Here is a 21,387-nt window from a genome sequence, read left to right as displayed (position 1 = left end):
CCACCCAGCGGGACATGACCGAGGAAGCGGCGTGGGTGCGCGAGCGGACCCTGTGGGGCTCGGAAAGTCGTCGCTGCAGGTGACGTCGGGTATTCGGCCTCGGCTGAGAGCATGTCCGCGTGACCGTCTCACTGATGTACAAGGTCGTGCGCAAGCTACTGTCCATCCCCCGGGTACTGCTGCGCAGCGAGGCGACGAAGGTCGCGGAGTTGCTTGTGTTGCGGCACGAGAACGCGGTGTGCGGCGTCAGATCAACGGCCGAGTCCGGCATGAGCCCTTTGATCGGTTCTGGCTGGCTGCGCTGTCCGGGCTGATACCCCGCTGCCGGTGGCGTGGGGTCTTCCCGGTCACGCCCGGCACCCTGCTGGCGTGGCATCGCAGGTTCATCGCGGCGAAATGGGACCACAGCGCGCGACGCGCCCCGGCCGGGCGACCACCGACCAGGGCGGCGCTCAGGAAGCTCATACTGCGACTGGCCCGGGAAAATACGAGGTGGGGCCACAGGCGGATCCAGGGCGAGCTGGCTCGCCTGGGGCACCCGATCGCCGCATCCACCGTATGGAACATCCTGACAGCCGCGGGCATCGATCCAGCCCCACGCCGCACCGGCCCAACCTGGCGCGAGTTCCTCACGAACCAGGCCGAGAGCATCATCGCGGCAGACTTCTTCCATCTCGACACCGTGTTCGGACGCAGACTGTACGCGCTCGCCTTCCTCGAACACGGCACCCGGCGCCTCCATATCTCCAACGTCACGGCACATCCCTCCCGGGAATGGGCCGTGCAGCAGGCCCGGAACGTAGCCGCCGACCTGAACACGCGTATGGAGCCCCTGCGATTCCTGCTACGTGACCGCGATGGCAAGTACGGACAGTCCTTCGACGCCGTCTTCGAGGCCGACGGCATAGACGTGATCAAGAGTGCGCCATGAGCACCGCGGATGAACGCCCACTGTGAACGGGTGATCGGCAGCATCCGGCGCGAAGCCCTCGACCACATCCTGATCACGAACGAGGCACACGCCCAACACGTCCTTGCCGCCTACCAGCGGCACTACAACACACACCGCCCTCATCGAAGCCGAGACCAGCTACCTCCTGACGCCGGGCAGCAGCCCATCACCGTGCACAACCTCAACGCACGCAGACTCCTGCGCACACGCGTCCTCGGCGGCCTCATCAACGAGTACCACTACGCCGCTTGACCAGTAGCGATGACTTTTCGAGCCCGACAGGATCCGTGCAGGTCCAGCAAGTCCTCCAGTGCGCTACGGCATTCCCGCACAGCGGCGATCAGATCCATCCGATCTGCAACACCCGCTTCGCTTCGAGGTTCGTGGCCGCGACCCAGGCCGTCGACGGGCAGCCCCTTCCGAGCTCAGCCAGGAACCGGACCCTCGTGCTGAGGTCGGCCTCGATCCCTCCATCGGATCGGCGGACGCCCAAGGCGAACGCGCCCGCAGCCCGAGCAGCGGCGGCACTCACGCCGGTGATCCGCCGATCTCGCTCGGTCGCTGCGGCTTCGACCGCTGCTTGCTTCGCCGCCGTACGAGCGGCATCGAGCAACGGGACGGACGCGCCGTCGATACTTGTAGTCGTCATGCGCCAGGCAACGTTCCATGATCTACATCTATTCCTCAGGTAGCGCTGGCTGCCAGCGCGCGAGCGGCCGGCCTGCTCACCGAGCAGTACGTGCTGCGCGGACTCCGTGCGCCCGGCGGCGGCAATGTCTACAGCGTCTCCGCCGAACCCCGCCGCCACACCCTCTGATCAGCGGCGGCGTGCGGCCGGGTTCCGCGATTGCTGCCAGCGTGCCAGGGCCTGCGGGGAGACCCAGGTATTCGGCCAGCGAGGCGACCGAGGTGTGTCCGGACAGGGCCAGCAGGGTGGCGGTGTTCGCGCAGTCCTCGGCAGCGTGCGTGAGCGCGGAGTGCCGGAGCTGGTGCAAGGTGAACGGGCCGCCCGGCAGTCAGGTGGTGGCCCGCTCGAAGCACTCGGCGGCACGCCGGTAGAACAACCGCGCCCGCCCCGAATCGGGGTCGAGATCAGCTGGCGGGAGCTCGACACGGGTGCGGCGCCCTTGCATCCGGCGGCGGGCTCGTCGAGGAAGACCCGCAGCATGGAAGGCCATGGCGGTGACGGTGACGGGTCAGTGGCCCGTCAGCTTCCGCCAGGCGCCGGGGGTGACGCCCTCCCTGCCTGAAAAGGCACGGCTCAACGCGCTGCCGGTGTCGTATCCGACTCGGACAGCGATCTCTTGGACACTCAGCTGCGTCTCGCGGAGCAGGACCTTGACCCGGTACATGCGCCATGCTGTGAGGTAGCCCAGCGGGGTGTCCCCCGTCCTCTCCTTGAACAGGGCGGCGAACGCTGAGCGTGACATCCCCGCCGTGCGGGCGAGTTCGTCGACCGTCCACGGATGGGCCAGGTCCGCGTGCAACTCCTCCATGACAACCGCCAGTCGCGGATCTCGCAGCGCGGCGATCCAGCCGACGGTCCCGCCACCGACATCCGTACAGCAGGTCCGCAGCGCCTGGACGAAGAGCACATCGGACAGACGGCTCACGATGAAGCCACCACCGAGCCCGCCCGCCGCGCTCTCCCGCGCGATGAGGTCGAACGTGGTGCGCAGGAGTTGACTGGACGCGTCGTCCAGATTCAGCCGGAACACCGGCGGCAGGAGCGCAAAGAGCGGTTCTGCCGCCACGGCGTCGAAGGCGAATCGAGTGGAGACGATCTGCGTGAGCTCACCGTCGCCCCCGACCCGCGCCGAGTCGCCGGGGACCCGGGAGACCAGTCCGTCGCAGTCCACGACCTCGCTGCCCGCCTCGTCCTGAAGCGTGAATCTCACCCCCGCCCGGACCAGGAAGCAGTCGTTCGTCTCCAGCCGCTGCGGCCCGGCGAGCGTGTCCGCGACGAGCCGGCACGCACCACGGGAGATCAGGACCAGCCGGGCGAGGTGCCGGGGAGGGAACGAGATTCCCCAGGGCGCACGGGCGTCCACCCGCACATATCGCGCGTCCTCGATCTTCATCGTGGCGAGAAGGTCATCGATCGGATCCATCTCCACTCCCTTGGGTCTCCCTGACCTCCCCTGGACGATCTGCGCCAAACTATGGACGCCAAGATACAGATCGTCCAGCCGAGCGCACCTATCGTGGAGGCAACATACGAACGAAAGGTGGATAATGCGTACATTCCAGATGGGAACTGGCGGTGGTCTGATCGCCTCGGCGGAGCGCCCGGTGCCGAGCCCGTCAGCGGGCGAAGTGCTCGTACAGGTGAAGGCCAGCTCCCTCAACGCACGCGATCTGCTTATCGTCACCGGCCGGTACGCCGTCGACGTGCCGCCCGGACGCATCCCGCTCTCCGACGGCGCGGGCGTCGTGGAGGCGGTCGGGAAGGGAGTCTCGCGCTTCCGCATCGGGGACCGCGTCGTGGGCACATTCCACCCGACCTGGCTGTACGGCCCGTTCCCCGAGTGGGGGCAGCTGCGCGGCACCCACCGCGACGGCTGGCTCACCGAATACCTCGTCCTCGACGAGCAGAGCCTGGTCGCCGTGCCGGACCAACTGTCCTTCGAGGAAGCCGCCACGCTTCCGTGCGCCGCGCTCACCGCCTGGTCGGCCGTAAGCGGCGTCGGCCCCGGGGACGCTCTCCTGGTCCAGGGCTCGGGCGGCGTATCGGTCTTCGCGCTACAGTTCGCCCGCCTGGCCGGCGCACGCGTCCTGGCCACGACGTCCAGCGACACCAAGGCCCAACGCCTCAGCGCTCTTGGCGCATCCGATGTCATCGACTACACCAGCACACCGGAGTGGGGCGCGCGGGTACGGGAACTCACCGGCGGCGCCGACCGCGTCGTCGAGATCGGCGGCGCCGGAACGCTCCCCCAGTCCATCGACGCCGTCGCCCAGGGCGGCCAGATCGCCCTTGTCGGCAACCTGGCAACGGGCGGCGACATGGACGTGACGCGGTTCTTCCGTCGCGCGGCGACCCTCCGGTCGATCAGCGTCGGCAGTCGGAGCGACTTCGAACGGATGAACAAGGCCATCGGCCAGCACCGGCTCCGGCCCGTCATCGACCGCGTCTTCCCCTTCAAGGAGGCCCTAGAGGCGTTCGCGCACTTCGAGAAGGGCCCACGCTTCGGCAAGGTCGTCATCAGCCACTGAGCGCCGTCTTCACACGTCCTTGACCGCCGGATGTAGCAGACTTCGCACAGAGCCGAGACCAGGGCGCCGACCCGGCGTCCGCCGCGTGAGAGGTGTTCTAGTAGGACTCCGTTAGGTCTGTCTTGATCTTGGTGTGGTCCTGCTGGGCAGGGGTTGGTGGCAGGTGGTGCAGATGCCGGTCCAGCAGTTCAGCAGGTCCTGGAGGGCGTCGAGGGTCTGGTAGAGGGTGAGTTGGGTGTGTCGGCTTTTGGGGCGAGCCGCTGTTCGGTGAGGAAGGCGTGGGCGGCGGCGACCAGGGTGGCGTGGTGGTGCCAGCCTCTCCAGGAGCGGCCTTCGAAGTGGTCCAGGCCCAGGCCGTGCTTGAGTTCGCGGTAATCGTGCTCGATGCGCCAGCGGATCTTCGCCAGGCGGACCAGCTCCGGGATCGGGGTGTCGTCGGGCAGGTCGGACAGCCAGAACCGGGTCGGTTCGTCCTGGCCGTCGGGCCATTCGGCCAGCAGCCGCACCTCGGGCAGAACGCCGTCCCACCAGCCGTGCCTGGCCACTGCGGCTGCTTGGGCCAGCCGACGCGAGCGCACCCCGGCCGGCCGGACCCGCACCGTCAGGAAGCGGGAGGTCATGGGGCCCCGGGAGCCTTCCCGCCAGGTCACCTCCTGGAAGGCTTCCCGTCCGGCGGCCACTGCCAGTTCCGCCACCGTCACCGGTGGCTGCCGGTAACGGGGCTGGGGCCTGCGGCCGTTGCCGGACCAGGCCGGGGCCGTGGGGTGCGCGTCGTGCGGCTGGACGGTGATATCGCCGCGGATGCCGACCACGTACGCGTGTCCCCGCCCGGCCAGGCCGGCGCGGAAGTCCGCGTTCTGGCCATAGCCGGCATCCGCCACCACCACCGGCGGCACCCGTGCGTGACCACTTCGGATCTTTCCCCCCTGCCGTCGGCGGTCCGCCAAGGTGTGGTCGTCGCCGTTGGCACCTATTCTTTCTGGGCTGTGGAAGGGAGCCGTCAGGGGCCCGGTCTTATCAAGGTGGACGAGGGCGGACAGGCCTTGAGAGGGGCGCTGCTCACGGCACCTGTGGGCAGCGCGGTGTAGGAGTAGCACTGGGCCCAGCCCGATTCGGCGATCCACACCATGAGGATGGTGCGTGTCTTTTCCCGCCGGAGGGAGCGGATGCTCGGTTTGTGGTTCAGGGCCACGTCGATTTCCTGTCCGGCGAGTGTGCCGTCGGAGTTGGCGTCGAGGAGTCGGATCCTGAGTTGTTCGGCCCCGGCGATGACGGCGGCCTGTGCGTCGCGGTCACGGCTCCGTTGGACATCTTGCATGTGGCTGAAGAACCAGACCACCAGACTCGCGGCGATGAGGAAGCAGACCAGTACGGCGGCGCCGACGCAGCCGGCCGTCCGGGCAAGAAGCCTGGCCGGCCGGCCGTTGCGCTGTTGTGCGGTGGGAATCATCCTGTCATGTTCCCGTGTATCCGATGTCGGTCAGGCGTTTTTCCACCAGGCGTGCGTATCCGGTGGTGCCCGCCTGTTTCGGGTGGAAGGCCTCGCGGCTCAGGCACGTCTGGCCGATGCCGGAGAAGGCGATGCAGACAGCGTGCGGGTCGCCTTCGTGGAAGTCGCCGTCCCCGTTGGGACCGAGCACGATCTTGTTGATCCACTCGTCGCTGTCGCATCCTCCGTGGCCGACGAAAGGGTCGATGGGGTTGGCGTACGACACGTGGAGTCCCGCGGCGTGCAGTTCGTCCACCTCGGCCTCCTGCGCGTCGTTCATGTAGTTGGCCAGGGTGGCCAGCGCGTCGGCCTCGCCGCCGTCGATCCACGCGGATCCGATGCACTTGACCGTCCGGCTGAGGATTTCCGGGTATCCCACCAAAAGGATCTCGGCGTGTGGGGCGCGCTCGGCGATGATCCGCAGAGTGTGGTCCATGTCCTCCTTCGTCTTGTTGATGAGTGCCTTGTACCTGCGGGAGAAGTCGTCGTCGGCACAGTCCGTGATGTTCGCGCAGTCGGTGACGGCGTTGACGAAGGCGCCGTAGTTGTTGCCACCGATGGTGAGTGTCACCAAGGTGGTGTCCTTGGTGAGGACACCGGAGTCGACTTGGGGGATCTCCCGGAGCGCGTCCGGTGTCGATCGGCCAGGCGGCCCAGCCCAGCACCTTCTCCGCGTACGACCAGTCCTGTGGATGTGCGGCGTCGGCGTAGGTGTTGTTGTCGAGAAAGGCGTGCCGGTCAGGCGGGTAGAGGGGGTTGGACGGGTTGTTCAGGTAGCCCAGGCCCCAGTACTCGGTCGGGCTGGCCGGGACGTAGTAGTTGAGGCCGGAGTTGTAGTCCCACAGCGCCGCGAACCAGTTCTCGGGGGCCGAAGGGTCGTCAGTGTTGAGCCTGATACCGCCCGGCGTGATGGCGTTGTCGTGCAACTCGTTCCACTTGGTGGCCTGAGTGCGCGCGGCGACCGCGATGTTGGAGGTGTAGTCGAGCGCGATGGCTTTTTGCTGCGCGGCCGGCAACTCGCCGATCTCACCGCTCTTCATGCCGTCGGTCTGCTGACCGATGCCGTAGCCGCAGTCCGCCTTCGCCCAGTCGATCCGCCAGTGGTCCTCGGGCGTCGCCGGGTCGCTCGGATGCCCGTAGAAGCCGTTGGTGCTCGCGAGGGTCGAGCTGGTCTGGCCAGGCAGGGCCCCGCCCTCGGCCTGCCACAGGTTGGACTCCTGAGCCAGCACACCGAGGAGGACCTGAGCGGGAATGCGTCCGCCGCTGGTTCCCTCCAAACTCGGCAGCGGGAACATCCCCTGCGGATTGACCGTGCCGAGCCCGGCGGCGGTGCGCCATCCGCCCTGGCGCACGTAGGCGCTGGTCAGGTTACCTCGGATGGCCATGTCGACGGCCCACTCGACCTGGTTGGGGGTCGGCTGGTCCGCCTGCTGCTTGGGGTCGTTGCGGGGCTGCGAACGGGTGCGGTCGTTGTCGATCGTGGAGGTCGGGTCACCGGCCGTCGTGACCGCCCGTGTCTTGGCGGTGCTCCCCGCCCTGGCGGTGGACGCCGACGTGGTGGCGGCCGAGCCGGTCAGGGCCGGGGAAGCGGCCTTGCCCGCCGCCTTCTGGCCGCTGTCGACGGTATTGACCGTGAACGAGACCTTACTTCCGGTCGCCGGAACCTCGCTCTTGATCTGTACCGATGCCGCCGCATTCCACGCGGTCGCGGCCAACGGATGGCTGACCTGGCTGCGCAGGCTCTCGGACACCGCCCGGTCCACCGCGAGCGCGCCGGCGGACGACACCGTCGCGTCCGCCGCGACCTTCAGGCGCCGGACGGCGGACGGCACCGACGAAGTGGATGTGGGGGTGCCGGTGAGGAAGACCCGTCCGGACGTGCCGGCCTGCAGGCCCAGGGAGCCCGAGGTGCCCTGTGCGAACGTGCGGGTCGTGCCGTTCGCGGTGCGGCGGGCCCGGGCCTTGCCGTCCCACTGGTCCAGGAAGTTGACGCCGCCCTGGCCGTCCACGCGCAGATCGAAGGCAGGGCCCGAGGTCGTGGTGAGCTGGCTGGCGTGATTGTTGTGATCGAAGCGGATCAGACGTCCCACCGCCGCTCCGACGATCGTGTCGCCGGTGGGGACCGCCGAGGTGACCTGGACCTTCTCGGTCTGTCGGCGGACGACGGTGGCCTTGGTGGTGTCCACGGTCAGCAGCCGGGTCTGGTTGCTCCTTTCGTCGCCGACCTGCGTGAGCACGGCGGTCTCCCCCGTGCCGCAGCCTGGGTTGAAGTACGCCAGACTCACGGTGTCCGCGAGCTTCGTGACCTCGCTGTTGTCAGGTCCACGACAGCCGTGAGCGCCACGCTCCATCAGCTCGGGCTTGTTGGTGAAGTCCCGGGGCGCATAGACCACAACCGCCCGTTCCCCCGACCCGGTCACGCAGGCGTTCCCGATCCACAGGTCGGTGCCGAACCCGGGTTCGGAGAGGGTGGCGACCGTGCGCCACTGGTAGGCGTCATGGCTTGCGGCCACGAGGACGGGCAGGCCGGAGCCGTCACCGGCCACGGTCACCGCCCGGTCGGCGGACCCCTCCCAGCCGTCGGGCAGCACATCGTTCGGCTTCAGTACTTTGGACGACTCGTCCTGGCGCGGTGGGTCCGACTTCGCTTCCGCCCCACTCGCGCGGTCCGGCGAAGAGGACGTGGCCGTGGCCGACGCCGTCGGCGGCGCCGCCCAGGCGGGTCCGGTCTGTGTCAGGCCGGTGACCGCCAGGGCCGCGGCCATGAAGGTGATGGGCATTCGTGCTCTACGTCTCAGCCTCAAGACTTCTCCAGGGTCTGGGAGAGCAGTTGTCTGTACGGACTCCGCGACCGCCCCGACGCAGGACGTCGGCTCAGCGGCAGAGGGCTTCGGCGGGCTGGACACGGGCGGCGCGCCAGGCCGGATAGAGGCCGGCGAGCAGGCCGGTGGCCAAAGGCAGGGGGCAGGTCCGCGTCCTGGCCGCCAGTGCCCTTCGGACACCTCGGTCGCGGTGAGCAGATCGAAGCGGGCGTCGATCTGCGAGGACGCGGTCGCGGTCAGTCCCAGGATCGCGACGAACGCATCCACCCCAGGTACGGTGCCCAGCGCGGTCAGCGCGGGGCGGGCGGGCTTCTGCAACAGCCCGGCGAAGGCCTCCGCCAGCAGGTCGCGCGGGGCGAGGCGGGACGGTGCGATCGGACGGCTGGACCGTGGGCGGTGCCACCTGCGTCCGCGTCCGCCGGTCCTGGTCCCGGCGTCGTGCGGCGGGCCACCAACGGCCTCGGTGAGCGTGCCGGCCCGGCAGTCCCGCCATGTCGTACGGCGCTCACGGTGTCCATCTCTCCCGAGTGTTCCGGCGCGGCGCTCATCCGGTGCCTCCGGTGCGGTTGCCGGCCGCCGCTTCGATGGGCTGCTTGTCGGATGACGGGTCGGTCAGCGCGCCGTCGTGCAGAACACCGTCGCGGGCGGTCAGGGTGCGCTGTGCCCGGGCCGCGACGGTGGAGTCATGGGTGATGACGAGCACGGTCAGGCCGTCGGCGTGCAGTTCGTCCAGCGTCTCCAGCACGGTGGCGGCCGTCGCGCTGTCGAGGTTGCCGGTGGGCTCGTCGCACAGCAGCAGCAGCGCGGGCCTGGTGGCCACGGCCCGCGCGATCGCCACGCGCTGGCGCTCTCCTCCCGACAACCAGGGGGGCGTCGCGTCGATCCGGTGTCCCAGACCGACACGTGTCAGGGCCTCGCGAACCCGCCTGCCGCGTTCGGTGAGTGGAACGCCGTTGTAAACCATGGCCAGCAGCACGGGAACGTCGACTTCCCGGAGCGGAGGGCCCCAAGGCCGCGACGCGCTCGCCCCGTTCGACGCGCAGGTCGCAGGGGCGGAGCGCGGTGACGGGCGGGGGCCGGGATAGGTGAGCCCGACCTCCTGGCACTCGATCACGGTCGTGTCGGCAGCGAGTTGCGCTGGCGGGGGGGGCGACGGGTGGGGTTCTTCTCATTCCGCCGCGCCCCCGGTGGCCGTCAGTCGCGGTGGCATCCGCCGCCGCGCGGGCAGCTTTGGCGTTGCGGGGGGGCGGTCGATGGACATCACACCACCGTCATCGTCGGCCTTGAGCTGGAACGGGGTCGACTTTGTGGTGGCGATCTCACGCACTCTGCCACCGTTCACCTCGACAATGTGGTGGCCGCGTGCCGCGGCGATGCCGCCACTGACGGGGATGGCGGAGGTGACCTGGCCGGGAACGGTGGCCTTCGTCTGTACCTTGCCGGTCGCGGCGTCGACGGTGACCAGTCGGGTTTTGTCGCTCTTCGCCGAGTCGTCCGTCAGCGCGGTGAACACCGCCTCATCGCCCTGACCACAGCCAGGAGAGAAGTAGCCGAGCGTCGCCTGGAAGGGCAGTTTGGTGATCGTCCCGCTGTCCAGTTCGACGACGTCGGTGAACGCGCTGCGCGTCATCATCTCGGGTTGTTCGTGAACGTCCGCGGAGCATAGGCGGTGGCGGCGTACTTCCCGGACTCGGTCACGCACGCGTTCCCGATTCATGTATCCGTCTCGAACCCGGTCTCCGACAGCGAAGCGGCGGTCCTCCACCTGTGGCCGTCTTTCTCCACAGCGGTCAGGAGGTGGAATCCGGTGCCGTCTCCCGAGCTTGTCCACGCCATGTCTTTCGACGTTCGGTAGTCTTCCCCGAGCGTCGCCGTACGGTCCTTGACCGGAACCGCTTGTGGCTTGTCACCTGACCTGACACCGTCTGTCCGGCCGCCCCCAGGGGTGCTGCGGCCGGTCGCAGCGATCGTTGCTCTAGTCGGCGACCTGGCGCTGGGCCAGGACGTGACCGGCGTGGTCCATCGCGGCGAGCAGGGTCACGTACGGGGTGGTGGCGGCGCGTGAGCCGCGCAGAGCCTTGCCATCGACGGCGATTGCTCGCAGTCCGGGGCCGGTTGGGGTGGCGCGGGCGGCGAGGAAGGCTCCGATTGCCTGGTCGAGGGCGTCACCGTCCAGCCGGACGAGGAGACGGCGCAGGGTGTGGGGATGCGGGACGGACACTGCGCCGGTCAGCGGGTCCAGGGGGAAGCCGAGGGCCCGAGAGGCCCAGACAGGAGCATCGGTGATCCACTCGGTGATCGCGGTGAGTGACCGGGCACCGGCCAGCACACTTGCCGCGGCCGCGGTGACCAGGGCGGACAGCTGGTAGCGGCGCCCGCGAACACCTCTCGGATCGGGCACCGGGCCCAAGAAGCCGGACAGGGCAACCGCGTCCGTCAGCGGGGCGGCCGGCACGGAAACCTGGACCATCTGTTCCAGCGCGGTGGGCATAGCGGAAGATGCAGGAGCAGGCACGGACTCACCAAGTGTTCACGGAACTTCGACACTCACATGATCACCGGGACCGTGCCTGTACTGCGTCCCTCTGGCCGAACCGGGACGTCCGACGCGACTCCGAACCAGCCCGGCGAGCCGGACGAACCTCGATCACGCAACGACCCCTGACTGCTGGGCTACCACCAAATCGGCGACGACTACCTGGCCGACCCGCCACGGCAGACCCCCCGTCAAGATCATTTGAACTGCTAACCGCTGTACCGATCTCAACCCCGGGCTCGGGGTGAGTCGACTGTCCACAGTGGAGTTCGACGGCCCGCCGCGGCAGGTCGAGCCGCTCACCGTCGAGGAGCTGCAGGACAGCATCCGGCGGGTGAGGCGGCACCGATGTCACGATCACCACGATGTCGTCCGGGACCCGCTGGATCGACACCGCGCGGCAGGAGACCACGTACCGGACCGGCCGGGTCCTGCTGGCCGGGGACGCGGCCCACGTGTACGCGCCGGTCGGCGGCCAGGGCCTCAACGTCGGTATCGTCGACGCGGCGAACCTCGGCTGGAAGCTCGCGGCCGTGGTATGCGGCCGGGTCGGCGAGGACATCCTCGACACGTACACCACCGAACGGCATCCGGTCGCGGCGCGCCTGCTGCAGAACACCCGGGCCCAGATCGCCCTGATGCGACCCGACCCACAGGCGAGGGCGCTGTGGGAGATGTTCTCCGACCTGATGGACCTCGACGACGCCCACCGGTACATCGCCGGCATGCTCGACGGCATGGACGTCCGGTACGACCTGGGCGACGACCACCGGCTCGTCGGCACCCTGTGCCCGGACATGAAGTTGACGCTGGAGCGGCCCGACCCGGACGTCGTCACCGCGGTGACCCGGTCGGCGGACCTGCTGTGTGAGGGGCGTGGGCTCCTGCTCGACCTCGTCGACCGCGCGGAGGTCCGCGACGCCGCGGCCGCGTGGACCGGACGGGGCAACACCGTCACCGCCCGCACGGACCGGGTGGACGCCGACGCGTTGCTCGTCCGGCCCGACGGCTGTGTCGCCCGGGCCTTGCCCACCGGGCAGGATCTCGACGCCACCACGCTGGTGCGTGCGCCGGGCACATGGTTCGGCCAACCGGCCTGAGCACCGTATTAACAGTCGTCTCAGGTTCGCTCGGTACGAAGTAGGCGTCCAGATAAGCGATGCAACCCGTGTGTAGGAGGCTAGTGATGGCAGTCAACTCAGCGCCGTCCGGGGAAGCGCCGGCCGGTCGGTTGGCGGGCCGGTGGGTGCCGTGGTTAGTGATTGGCTTGTGGCTGGTGCTGGCCGGGGGCATGGTGCCGCTGAGCGGCAAGTTGAGCTCGGTCACCACCGACAGCGCCGTAGACACCCTGCCGGCCAGTGCCGAGTCCACCAAGGTGGCGGTGCTGGACGACAGTCTCCCCGGCGGTGACAACAACACGTTCGTCTTCGTGTACCACCGCGCCGGCGGCATGACCGACGCCGACCGGGCGACGGTCGAGCGCCACTACAACACCCTTGCCAAGCGGTACCCGCCGAAGGCGACGGCGGCGGCCGGCGAGGACGACGAGGGCTCACCGACGAGCCCCTCCACCAACGGCAAGGCGATGATGTTCACCCTCGAGGTGAGCACGGCCTATGGCGCACCGGAGGACATCGTCGGCCCGTTGCGGGACGCCGCGAAGGACCGCCCCGCCGGCCTGGAACTCGACGTGACCGGCCCGGGCGCGATCGACGGCGACATGGATACCGTCTTTGACGGCATCGACGTGCAGGTCCTCCTCACCACCATCGTCGTCGTCACGCTCCTGCTCATCCTCACCTACCGCAGCCCGGTGTTGTGGATCATCCCGCTGGTGGCCGTGGGCGCGGCCGCACTGACCGCGATGGCGACCGTCTACCTGCTCGTCAAGGGCTTCGGCATCGTGGTCAACGACCAGAACTCGGCGCTGCTGACGATCCTGGTATTCGGCGTCGGCACGGACTACGCGCTGTTGCTCATCGCTCGATATCGGGAGGCACTGCACCACCATGAGAACGTCCGGGTCGCGATGGTCCATGCGCTACGCGGCGCGGCGCCGGCCATCGTCGCGTCCGCGGCCACCGTGGCCGCCGGCCTGCTCTGCCTGCTCGTCGCGGACCTGAACAGCACCAGCGGGTTGGGCCCGATCGGTGCGGCCGGCATCCTGTGCGCGCTGGTGGCCATGCTGACGCTGTTCCCGGCGGTGCTCGTGGTGCTCGGCAGGCGGATCTTCTGGCCGGCCATCCCGCGGTTCAGCACGGCCGTGGAGGAGAAGCCGGGGCTGTGGGGACGGCTCGGCACCGCCATCAGCCGCCGCCGGTGGGTGGCGACGCTCGGCTCGCTCGGAGTCCTCGGCATGCTCGCCCTCGGGCTGGCGGGCAACACCGGCGCCCTGCGGGAGCAGGACCAGTTCCTGTCCGCGCCGGAGTCGGTCACCGGCTTCACCGTTCTCCGCCAGCACTTCCCGGAGCTCGGCGGCCAGCCGATGACGATCTTCACGCGGCCGGCGCACCAGGAGCGGGTGCTCGGCATCGTCAAGGACACTCGCGGTGTGGCCCTGGCCATCCCGGAGCAGACCAGCGGTGGCTGGGCCAACATCTCCGTGTTCCCGAAGGACGCGCCGGACACCGTCGCAGAGTACGACACGATCAAGCGGGTGCGCACCGCCGTGCACGCGGTGCGCGGGGCGGAGGCGATCGTCGGCGGGCCGAGTGCGGAGAACCTCGACACCGAGGTGACCACCGAGCGGGACGAGAAGCTGGTGATCCCGCTGGTGCTCGCCGTCGTCCTGATCGTCCTCGGGCTGCTGCTGCGCGCGATCCTGGCCCCGCTGGTCCTGATGGCCACTGTGATTGTCTCATTCGCCGCGGCCTTCGGCGGCAGCGTGTTCGTCTTCGACACGATCCTCGGGTTCAAGGGTGTCGACTATTCGGTGCCGCTGCTGGCATTCCTGTTCCTGGTGGCGCTCGGCGTCGACTACAACATCTTCCTGGCCAGCCGGGCCCGGGAGGAGACCGTGCGTCTCGGCACCAGAGAGGGCATGCTCAAAGCCCTCTCGGCCACCGGTGGCGTCATCACCTCGGCAGGCCTGGTCCTGGCGGCCACGTTCGCGGTGCTCGCCACACTTCCGCTGGTGATGCTGATCGAGGTCGGGTTCCTGGTCGCCTTCGGCGTGCTGCTCGACGCCCTGCTGGTGCGGTCGGTCCTGGTGCCCGCCCTCACCCTGCTGATCGGCCGCCGGATCTGGTGGCCGAGCCGGCTGTCCCGTCCAGCGACGGAGCTGCCGGACGGTCAACAGCCGCTCGCCGACGACGAGAAGCCCGCACTGCAACGGTGAGCGCGGCGGCACGGACGAGATCCGGGACGGGGACCCAGGCCCGTCCCGGATTTTTTCATGGGCCCGACGGCCGCCGCCCTTTGGTCCTGCGCCGTGCGGCCGGGGCGGGTCAGCGCATCGCGGTGTCCTCCCCGGCGGTGAGCCGCGCGATCGGGGCGGGCGGGGCCGCGGCCGGAAGGTCGACCCGAAGCAGCGCGCCACCGCGTGCGGAACGGGCGACGGTGGCCCGGCCGCCGTGGGCGTCGACGACCCGCTGCACGATCGACAGCCCCAGACCGGATCCCGGCAACGCCCGGGCGCTGTCGGCACGGTAGAACCGGTCGAACACCCGCGGTACGTCGGCTGCGTCGATGCCCGGCCCGGCGTCGTCGACCTCGAGCACCGCCGACGCGCCCTCGGCACGGAGCCGGACCTGTACCGGCTGGTCCGCGGGGGACCACTTGCCGGCGTTGTCGATGAGGTTGAGCACCGCCCGCTCGAGCGCAGCGGGACGCCCGCTCACCCACACAGAGGTCACGTCGAGCGCGACCTCGATGTCGGGCGCGCGGGAACGCGCACGGGTCGCGGCGGCCACCACCACGTCGGCAAAGTCGAGCAGCTCGGTGCTCTCGTCGCTGACGTCACCGCGCGCCAGGTCGGTCAGCTCGGCTGCAAGGGTGCTCAACTCGGCCACCTGGGCGCCGAGATCGTTGAGCAGCCGGGTCCGGCTCTCCGCCGGCAGTGCGCTGTCCAGGGTGCCGCGCTGATCGAGCCGGATCAGCAGCTCGACGTTGAGGCGCAGGCTGGTGAGCGGGGTCTTGAGCTCGTGGGCGGCGTCCTCGGCGAGCAGCCGCTGGGCCCGCCGGGAGTTCCGGAGCGCGGCGAGCATGTCGTTGATCGACTGGATCAGCCGCCGGATCTCCCCACCGCCCTCATCCGGGATGTCGGCGTCGAGATCCCGGGTGTGCGCGACACGTACCGCGGCGGCGGTCAGCCGGTCGATCGGTGCCAGCCCGGTCCGCGCCACGGTCCGCCCGACAAGGGCGCCGCCGACCACGCAGAGCAGCCCGATCAGCAGCATGCCCAACCCGAACTGGTTGATCGGGCTGTCGTCGGCGACGCGGGCCACCTGGACCGCGCCGTCGCCCGCCCGCAGCGTGTAGATGAGGTAGCCGTCCTCGTCGCTGTCGTTCGACTCCATCAGGTCGGCCGACGCGCCCTGCGCCACACGCCCGGCGTGCTCGCTGACCGGGGGCAGCGCGGGTTGGCCGGCCGGCGTCCGGGTCGAGCCGTCGGGCAGGATGACCCGCACCAGCCGACCGGATCCGGGATACGACGGTAGCTGGACCTTCGCCAGACCGGCGCGCTCCGCGTTCGTAGCCAGGACGCGGGAGTCGGCGCGCAGCTGATTCTCGGCGGTGTCCTGCAGCTCCCAGCCCAGTAGCTCGCTGGCCACCTGGAAGGCAACGAACACGCTGACCGCGATGGCCGTCGCCGCGATCACCGTCAGCCTGGTCCGCAGGGACCGCCGGCGCCACCATCGGGTCAGCCGGCGCGGTTCCCGGCCGGCGGGCCTGCTCACGGAGGAGTCTCCCGCAACGTGTATCCCAGGCCGCGCAGCGTGTAGATCAATCGCGGTTCACCCTCGGCCTCCATCTTGCGGCGCAGGTAGCTCACGTATACCTGGAGGTTGTTGGCCGTGGAGCTCATGCCGAAGCCCCAGATCGCCTCGAACAGCGCGTCGCGGGTCAAGACCCGGGTCGCGTTGCACATGAGGACCTGCAGGAGGGAGAACTCGGTCCGGGTCAGGCGCAGCGGCCGCCCGCCACGCCACGCCTCGAACCTGTCGGGATCGAGCCGGACGTCGGCGAACGACAGGATCTGCGACTCCCCGTCGGTCGGTGTGCGCCGGCGCAGCAGGGCCCGCACCCGGGCCAGCAACTCCTCGGTGGCGAACGGCTTGGGCAGGTAGTCGTCGGCGCCCGCGTCCAGCCCCGCGACCCGGTCGGAGACCTGGTCACGGGCGGTCAGCATCAGCACCGGCAGATCCCGACCCGCGGCCCGCAACCGCCGGCAGGTCTCCAACCCGCCGAGGCGGGGCATCATCACGTCGAGGAGCAGCAGATCCAGCGTGTCACCGCTGGCCCCACCGACCCCGTCGAGCACGGCGAGACCGTTGGCGACGGTGCTGGTGTCGTAACCCTCGACCTGGAGCACCCGCTCCAGCGACTCACGGATGGCCACGTCATCGTCCGCGATCATGATCCGCACGCCGGCCCGCCCCCTTCCAGTCGATGTTTTTGCCGCTCATTGTCCCCGATCAACCTGAGGCCAGGATTAGAACTCCTAACACAATGGGGATGGGTGTCTCTCCCGTCGGGCCGGGCGTGTGTCAGCGGTCGTCGCTCCCGTCCGGAAGTCCCAAGGTGACGGTGCGGGATCCCGGAGAGAAGCCGACGAAAGACTGCTCCCAGCTCTCCCCGAGCCAGTGGTACGTCACACGACCCTCCGCGGGGTGGTACCGGGCCGTGTACACCGTCCCCAGCCATTCGTCGTACGCGTATTGGTACAGCGGCGGTCGTAGCATCGCTGCGATATCAACTCCCGCCGCCTGCACGGCGTTCAGCCTGGCTTGTGTCCGGGTGGCTCGTTCCTGCTCGTCCGGCACTGGGAGGTGCTGATGGTTGGCGGCGCAGGAGTCCGGCATCTCTGTCAACGGGATGTCGGGTCCCACGTAGACCGTCACGGCCCGGTTCGGGTCGACGAGGGTGACGTTCTGCGGGATGGCGACGGGTATGGTCCGCAGTCTGCCGACCGCCTCGTCGACGGTCCGGCAGGTCTCCAGCAGGTAGCGCAGCACGAGGGGAATGGCGAAGCCCGGCCCGTGGACGAACCGCCCGCCGAAGGTGAGCGATACCGCGAGGCCGGCGTTGTTCATGCCGTCCAGCAGACCCCACCCTGCTTCCTGCATGCCGATCACAGGGCGGAGGAAGTGGGAGGAGACGATGGTGCCTTCGCAATGTTCGGGAGCGAAGTCGTAGTTTCTGAGCAGAGTGCCCGGACGGCCGATCTGGGTACAGCCGGAGAAGAACGGCCGCACCGCTGCCATGGTGAGAAGCGTCCTGGTGTGGGGTGAGGCCAGTTGGCCGGCGAGCCGGTCGAGCGCCGGGACCAGCTCGGGCATGTGCTTCTCGAACAGTCGCCGGGAACGGGCCGCGCCCCCGGGCGTCTGGCCCTCCTCGGTCAGCCAGTCTTTCGCACTCACCATGGTCGGCCGGACGTGCTCGGCCCATCGCCCGTCGCCGCCGTCACCGATCTCGATGGCGTGGAATGTCTTGACGTATTGGCTCATGACGTAGGACTCAACCTTCTTTTCAGCCCTCATTTCAATGCTCGCAGGCGCCGCCAGCAGATGAGCGCACATGCGAGGGTGAGGAAGGCTTCGTGGATGTCGTCACGTATCTCCCAGCGGATGCGCAGGCGGCGGAACCAGTGCAGGTGTGCGAACGCGCGCTCCACGACCCAGCGTTGGGTGCCCAGGCCGGAACCGTGCTCGGTGCCGCGGCAGGCGATCAACGGCTTCACACCGAGGTCCCAGGCCAGGCGGCGGTACTTGTCGTGGTCGTAGCCGCGGTCAGCCAGCACCACGTCCGGGCGGCGCCGGGGCCGGCCGCGCTTGCCTCGCACCGGCGGCACCCCCTGGAGCAGTGGGATCAGCTGAGTGACGTCGTTGCGGTTGCCGCCGGTCAGGGTGGCGGCGAGCGGGATGCCGGTGGCGTCGGTGATCAGGTGGTGTTTGCTACCCGTCCTGCCCCGGTCAACGGGGCTTCGTCCGGTCTTGGAGCCCCCTTTAACGCGCGGATATGGGAGCCGTCGACGGCCGCCCGGGAGAAGTCCAGGGCGTTCGCGCTGCGCAGCTTGGTGAGGAGGACCTCGTGCTGTCGGGGCCAGACTCCCGCCCCGGTCCACTCGGCCAGGCGGCGCCAGCAGGTCATACCCGAGCCGAAGCCGAGTTCCTGCGGCAGGTGTTCCCAGGCGATCCCGGTGTACAGAACGAACAGATGCCCTGGAACACCAGCCGGTCCGGATGCCGCTTGCACCCGGGGTGCCGGGTCCGGCGCTCAACCTTGGGCAGCAGCGACTCGATCACCGCCCACAGCTCGTCGTCGACTTCCCACGGCTTCGGCCGCGCCACCCCGCACCCCCAGATCATCGGTCCAGGAGTAATCCAACCACCTCGAAGATCATTTCGTTAGGAGTTCTTAGTAGGACTCCGTTAGGTCTTCCTGCCGGGTCTGTTCAGGAGCATGTTGAGTGTGTGGACGCACATGAAGTGAACCGAGTCCGGGCGACGTTGGCGTTATACGTCGCTGATGTGTTCGCCTCGGTGCCGCGGAAGGACCAGCGGGCCAAGGGCGACTGCTACCTGCGGGGACTGATGCTGGACGGCCGCCGCAAGTCGATCCAGGCGATGGCCTCGCGGCTGCCGGACGGCAACGAGCAGAACCTGCAGCAGTTCGTGAACCAGTCCACCTGGGATCCCATGCCGGTACAGCGGCGGATCTGCGAGCGGATGCTGCCGCTCATCACCCCGACTGCCTGGGTGATCGACGATGTGTCGGTACCCAAGGACGGAAGAATGTCGGTGGCTGTGGCCCCGCAGTACTGCGGGGCCCTGGGGAAACGGGCGAACTGCCAGGTCGCGGTCAGCGTCCACGCTGCCACCGACACTGCCTCCTGCCCCCTGCAATGGCGGCTGTTCCTGCCGAAGGAGTGGGCGGCGGACACCGACCGCAGGGCCGTCACTCGCATCCCGCCCGAGGCCACGCACCGAGAGAAGTGGCGACTGGCTTTGGACATGCTCGACACACTGGCCGACTGGGGCATGAGGCCGCCGGTTGTCGTGGCCGATGCCGCCTACGGCACCAACGCACACCTGCGGGCCGCCCTGGCCGACCGCGCAATCCCCTACGTGCTTGCCGTCCCCACCAGTGCGGATGATATTTTCGGCAAGCGCACCGCCGCGCCAGCGCGCGAGCTCACACCGACAACTGCGGGCCGACCTGGCAGCTCAATCCCCCTCACCGCGGTACGCACGAGGAGATCCGGCGACACGCGAGCACCGTCTCCCGCACCTCAGGAAATGAGGACGATCAGTCTCCGCTGTAGAGGCGGTCCAGGTCGACGAGTTGGACAGTGGGATCTCGACGGGCGAGATCGCGCAGGTCACTGGTGAAGCCGGCGCCGCTGAAGCACAGCAGCCGGGTCCGCTCAGCGTGCACACCGCCCCGGGCGCGCAGCAGGGTGCGGATACGGTCCAGGCGTTGCAGGTGGCCCAGACCCATCGTCTCGTTCCACTTGGCCTCGCCGATGGTCAGCAGGACCTCGCGGCCGTCCTCGTCACGGCCGAAGGTTGCCAGGTCGACTTCGTGACTCGTCTTGGCGGCCGGGTCCGGGACGGTGCCGGATTCCACGCGGGTGCGCTGTCCGCCGAGGGTGTCGGGGCTGGCGTACCAGCGGGTCCAGGTGCGGCAGAGCTGTTCGAAGTGGGGGCCGATGACTTTGCTGCGGAACGTGGCCTGCGAGCGCTCCCATACGGCGGCTGCCTGGCCGGGACGCTCCAGATCACTCCACTCCGGGCGCATGAGCGCGTGGTAGAAGGTCAGGATGGGTTCGGCGATGCGGTAGGCGGAGCGTTTGCCGTGGAAGGCGTCCGGCTCGCGGACGATCATGCCGGTGTCTTCCAGCACTGTCAGCGCGTGGCTGAGGTCCGTGGACTTGCGCTCCAGGAAGCCGGCGATGCCGCCGCGGGTGTGGTTGCCCTGGGCGATGGCGGCGAGCACGCCGTGGTAGAGGGCGGTGTCCCGCAGGTCGGGCTCCTCGGCCAGCAGGAAGCGGGCTTCCCGGAACAGCGGGCGCCCCGGATTGAGGACATTGCGCATCACCCACGGGCCGAAGTCGTCCAAGCCGGCGGGGGTGTCGCCGAGGACGAACTCGCGCCGGTAGGCGGGCGTGCCGCCGACCACGGAGTTGACCAACAACGCCAGCCGGGGGTCGTCGGTCTGCTCCCAGAAGCGGGCGGCCTGGCGGAAGTCCAGGGTCGGCACCACCAGCTCCATGCTGGACCGGCCCCGCAGAGGGGCAGTTCCGGCGAGCAGGCTCCCCATGAACGACAGTGCCGAGCCGCACAGCAGCAGGCGCACCGGACCGCTCTCATGCCGAGCCTGTGGGCCCAGGGCCCGCTGCAGCAGCGAGGGCAGTTCCGGCGAAGCCTTGGCCAGGAAGGGAAACTCGTCCAGTACCACCACCAGGGGCGCACCGCCGGGTCCCGTCAGGGCCATCAGTTCGGAGACCGCCTCCTCCCAGTGCGCGAACCGGTAAGGCGCCCGACGCCCTTCAAACCGTGCCAGCGCCGCCCCGAACTGACGCAGCGACTCTGCCTCAGTCGCCTCACTCGCCGCGAAGAAGAAACCACCAGCCGCCCGGCACACCCCATCCAGCAGGAACGTCTTACCCTGACGCCGCCGCCCCGAGACCACGCCAAGCGTCGCCTCCACCCCCGCATAGGAGGCGAAGCGGACCAGCTCCTCCCACTCGAAATCCCGGTCGAACATCCCCACCGGCTTGTCCACCACACACCTCCAACCAATGATGAGCCAGTTTATTATAAACTCACTCATCACCGATGCGCGTACGCCTGAAACGGTCACAGGGCCCGGTGGGAGTCGCGCAGTGTCGCGGACGGTATACCCAAGCGATACAGGGCGCGACGGATCGTGACAGCAGCCACTCGATGACCAAGCCGTCGCAGCTCTCCTTCCCTTCCGGCAAGGGCGGCCGGATTGGGCGCATGGCCTTCCAGCGCACCAGACGCCGATGCCAGACCAGCAGCGTGTCGGGGTGACCAGTCAATGGTGATGCAAGGCGGATGGCAGGTGCCTGGCGAGAGGGGAGCACACCTGGTCTGAGGTTCCCCCGAGATGCGGGGAGAGGTGACAGCGGGTCAGATGGGTCTCAGGAGAGGAGACCAGACGATGCCTGCCCCGAGGAAGTACC

General features: G+C 69.1%; 14 protein-coding genes and 5 pseudogenes. 5 read left to right on the top strand and 14 right to left on the bottom strand.

The window, feature by feature from the left end; all coding sequences use genetic code 11:
• Nucleotides 1-119: 119 nt before the first annotated feature.
• Nucleotides 120-1,204: pseudogene (locus tag ACFZDL_RS41970) on the top strand (integrase core domain-containing protein).
• A gap of 88 nt (nt 1,205-1,292) precedes the next feature.
• On the opposite strand, the gene ACFZDL_RS41965 reads toward ACFZDL_RS41970, so the two are convergent.
• Both ACFZDL_RS41965 and ACFZDL_RS41960 read right to left on the bottom strand, forming a co-directional pair.
• On the bottom strand, nt 1,293-1,760 hold the full coding sequence (locus ACFZDL_RS41965) for an acyl-CoA dehydrogenase family protein (protein ID WP_353595914.1): 468 nt from the start codon (nt 1,758-1,760) through the stop codon (nt 1,293-1,295).
• A gap of 388 nt (nt 1,761-2,148) precedes the next feature.
• A complete protein-coding gene (locus ACFZDL_RS41960) occupies nt 2,149-3,063 on the bottom strand; it encodes an AraC family transcriptional regulator (protein WP_353595915.1) in 915 nt (304 codons plus the stop codon).
• 124 nt (nt 3,064-3,187) lie between these two features.
• Here ACFZDL_RS41960 and ACFZDL_RS41955 point away from each other — a divergent pair, with 124 nt between their 5' ends.
• Nucleotides 3,188-4,168, top strand: a complete 981-nt coding sequence (locus ACFZDL_RS41955) for a zinc-binding dehydrogenase (RefSeq protein WP_391193978.1) — start codon at nt 3,188-3,190, stop codon at nt 4,166-4,168.
• 188 nt (nt 4,169-4,356) lie between these two features.
• On the opposite strand, the pseudogene ACFZDL_RS41950 reads toward ACFZDL_RS41955, so the two are convergent.
• The 7 genes and pseudogenes from ACFZDL_RS41950 to ACFZDL_RS41920 form a co-directional block, all read right to left on the bottom strand.
• Nucleotides 4,357-5,079, bottom strand: a pseudogene (locus tag ACFZDL_RS41950) (IS701 family transposase); the annotation flags it as partial.
• A gap of 89 nt (nt 5,080-5,168) precedes the next feature.
• Nucleotides 5,169-5,618, bottom strand: a complete 450-nt coding sequence (locus ACFZDL_RS41945; protein WP_353595918.1) for a hypothetical protein — start codon at nt 5,616-5,618, stop codon at nt 5,169-5,171.
• A complete protein-coding gene (locus tag ACFZDL_RS41940; RefSeq protein WP_353595919.1) occupies nt 5,615-8,437 on the bottom strand; it encodes a hypothetical protein in 2,823 nt (940 codons plus the stop codon). The genes ACFZDL_RS41945 and ACFZDL_RS41940 overlap by 4 nt, the downstream gene beginning before the upstream one ends.
• Nucleotides 8,438-8,653: 216 nt before the next feature.
• Nucleotides 8,654-8,854, bottom strand: a pseudogene (locus ACFZDL_RS41935) (ABC transporter permease); the annotation flags it as partial.
• A gap of 169 nt (nt 8,855-9,023) precedes the next feature.
• On the bottom strand, nt 9,024-9,443 hold the full coding sequence (locus tag ACFZDL_RS41930) for an ATP-binding cassette domain-containing protein (RefSeq protein ID WP_391193976.1): 420 nt from the start codon (nt 9,441-9,443) through the stop codon (nt 9,024-9,026).
• A 204-nt stretch (nt 9,444-9,647) separates the two neighbouring features.
• Nucleotides 9,648-10,244, bottom strand: coding sequence for a hypothetical protein (locus tag ACFZDL_RS41925; RefSeq protein ID WP_353595920.1), 597 nt, complete (start codon nt 10,242-10,244; stop codon nt 9,648-9,650).
• A gap of 210 nt (nt 10,245-10,454) precedes the next feature.
• Nucleotides 10,455-10,970: a transposase family protein gene (locus tag ACFZDL_RS41920; protein WP_353595921.1), complete on the bottom strand. Its 516-nt coding sequence runs from the start codon at nt 10,968-10,970 to the stop codon at nt 10,455-10,457.
• A 410-nt stretch (nt 10,971-11,380) separates the two neighbouring features.
• On the opposite strand from ACFZDL_RS41920, the gene ACFZDL_RS41915 reads away from it, so the two are divergent.
• Together ACFZDL_RS41915 and ACFZDL_RS41910 are read left to right on the top strand one after the other, a co-directional pair.
• Nucleotides 11,381-12,115, top strand: coding sequence for an FAD-dependent monooxygenase (locus tag ACFZDL_RS41915; RefSeq protein ID WP_353595922.1), 735 nt, complete (start codon nt 11,381-11,383; stop codon nt 12,113-12,115).
• A gap of 86 nt (nt 12,116-12,201) precedes the next feature.
• On the top strand, nt 12,202-14,352 hold the full coding sequence (locus ACFZDL_RS41910; RefSeq protein ID WP_353595923.1) for an MMPL family transporter: 2,151 nt from the start codon (nt 12,202-12,204) through the stop codon (nt 14,350-14,352).
• 109 nt (nt 14,353-14,461) lie between these two features.
• Here ACFZDL_RS41910 and ACFZDL_RS41905 read toward each other — a convergent pair whose 3' ends face one another.
• The 4 genes and pseudogenes from ACFZDL_RS41905 to ACFZDL_RS41890 all read right to left on the bottom strand — a co-directional run bounded on the left by ACFZDL_RS41905 (nt 14,462) and on the right by ACFZDL_RS41890 (nt 18,544).
• On the bottom strand, nt 14,462-15,913 hold the full coding sequence (locus tag ACFZDL_RS41905) for an ATP-binding protein (RefSeq protein ID WP_353595924.1): 1,452 nt from the start codon (nt 15,911-15,913) through the stop codon (nt 14,462-14,464).
• Nucleotides 15,910-16,602 carry a response regulator transcription factor gene (locus ACFZDL_RS41900; protein ID WP_353595925.1) on the bottom strand — a complete coding sequence of 231 codons (693 nt, stop codon included), beginning with the start codon at nt 16,600-16,602 and terminating at the stop codon, nt 15,910-15,912. Before ACFZDL_RS41900 ends, ACFZDL_RS41905 begins: the two co-directional genes overlap by 4 nt.
• A 121-nt stretch (nt 16,603-16,723) precedes the next feature.
• Nucleotides 16,724-17,755, bottom strand: coding sequence for a C45 family peptidase (locus tag ACFZDL_RS41895; protein ID WP_353595926.1), 1,032 nt, complete (start codon nt 17,753-17,755; stop codon nt 16,724-16,726).
• Nucleotides 17,713-18,544 (bottom strand): annotated as a pseudogene (locus ACFZDL_RS41890) (IS5 family transposase). Before ACFZDL_RS41890 ends, ACFZDL_RS41895 begins: the two are co-directional and overlap by 43 nt.
• A 105-nt stretch (nt 18,545-18,649) precedes the next feature.
• On the opposite strand from ACFZDL_RS41890, the pseudogene ACFZDL_RS41885 reads away from it, so the two are divergent.
• Nucleotides 18,650-19,313: pseudogene (locus ACFZDL_RS41885) on the top strand (IS701 family transposase); the annotation flags it as partial.
• Nucleotides 19,314-19,484: 171 nt separating this feature from the next.
• Here ACFZDL_RS41885 and ACFZDL_RS41880 read toward each other — a convergent pair.
• Nucleotides 19,485-20,963, bottom strand: a complete 1,479-nt coding sequence (locus ACFZDL_RS41880) for an ATP-binding protein (RefSeq protein ID WP_353595927.1) — start codon at nt 20,961-20,963, stop codon at nt 19,485-19,487.
• Between the last annotated feature and the right edge of the window lie 424 nt (nt 20,964-21,387).

Origin of the sequence: Streptomyces sp. NPDC007917, from assembly GCF_042959105.1 — a bacterium.
GTDB lineage: Bacteria > Actinomycetota > Actinomycetes > Streptomycetales > Streptomycetaceae > Streptomyces.
The sequence above is the reverse complement of the archived record's forward strand: the minus strand, read 5'-3'. Positions and strand labels throughout refer to the sequence as shown.

Coding starts and splice junctions, on each gene's coding strand:
- ACFZDL_RS41930 (WP_391193976.1), bottom strand. CDS start 9,443: ATGGTTTACAACGGCGTTCCACTCACCGAACGCGGCAGGCGGGTTCGC.
- ACFZDL_RS41945 (WP_353595918.1), bottom strand. CDS start 5,618: ATGATTCCCACCGCACAACAGCGCAACGGCCGGCCGGCCAGGCTTCTT.
- ACFZDL_RS41940 (WP_353595919.1), bottom strand. CDS start 8,437: ATGCCCATCACCTTCATGGCCGCGGCCCTGGCGGTCACCGGCCTGACA.
- ACFZDL_RS41955 (WP_391193978.1), top strand. CDS start 3,188: ATGCGTACATTCCAGATGGGAACTGGCGGTGGTCTGATCGCCTCGGCG.
- ACFZDL_RS41960 (WP_353595915.1), bottom strand. CDS start 3,063: ATGGATCCGATCGATGACCTTCTCGCCACGATGAAGATCGAGGACGCG.
- ACFZDL_RS41920 (WP_353595921.1), bottom strand. CDS start 10,970: ATGCCCACCGCGCTGGAACAGATGGTCCAGGTTTCCGTGCCGGCCGCC.
- ACFZDL_RS41910 (WP_353595923.1), top strand. CDS start 12,202: ATGGCAGTCAACTCAGCGCCGTCCGGGGAAGCGCCGGCCGGTCGGTTG.
- ACFZDL_RS41895 (WP_353595926.1), bottom strand. CDS start 17,755: ATGTGCGCTCATCTGCTGGCGGCGCCTGCGAGCATTGAAATGAGGGCT.
- ACFZDL_RS41915 (WP_353595922.1), top strand. CDS start 11,381: ATGTCGTCCGGGACCCGCTGGATCGACACCGCGCGGCAGGAGACCACG.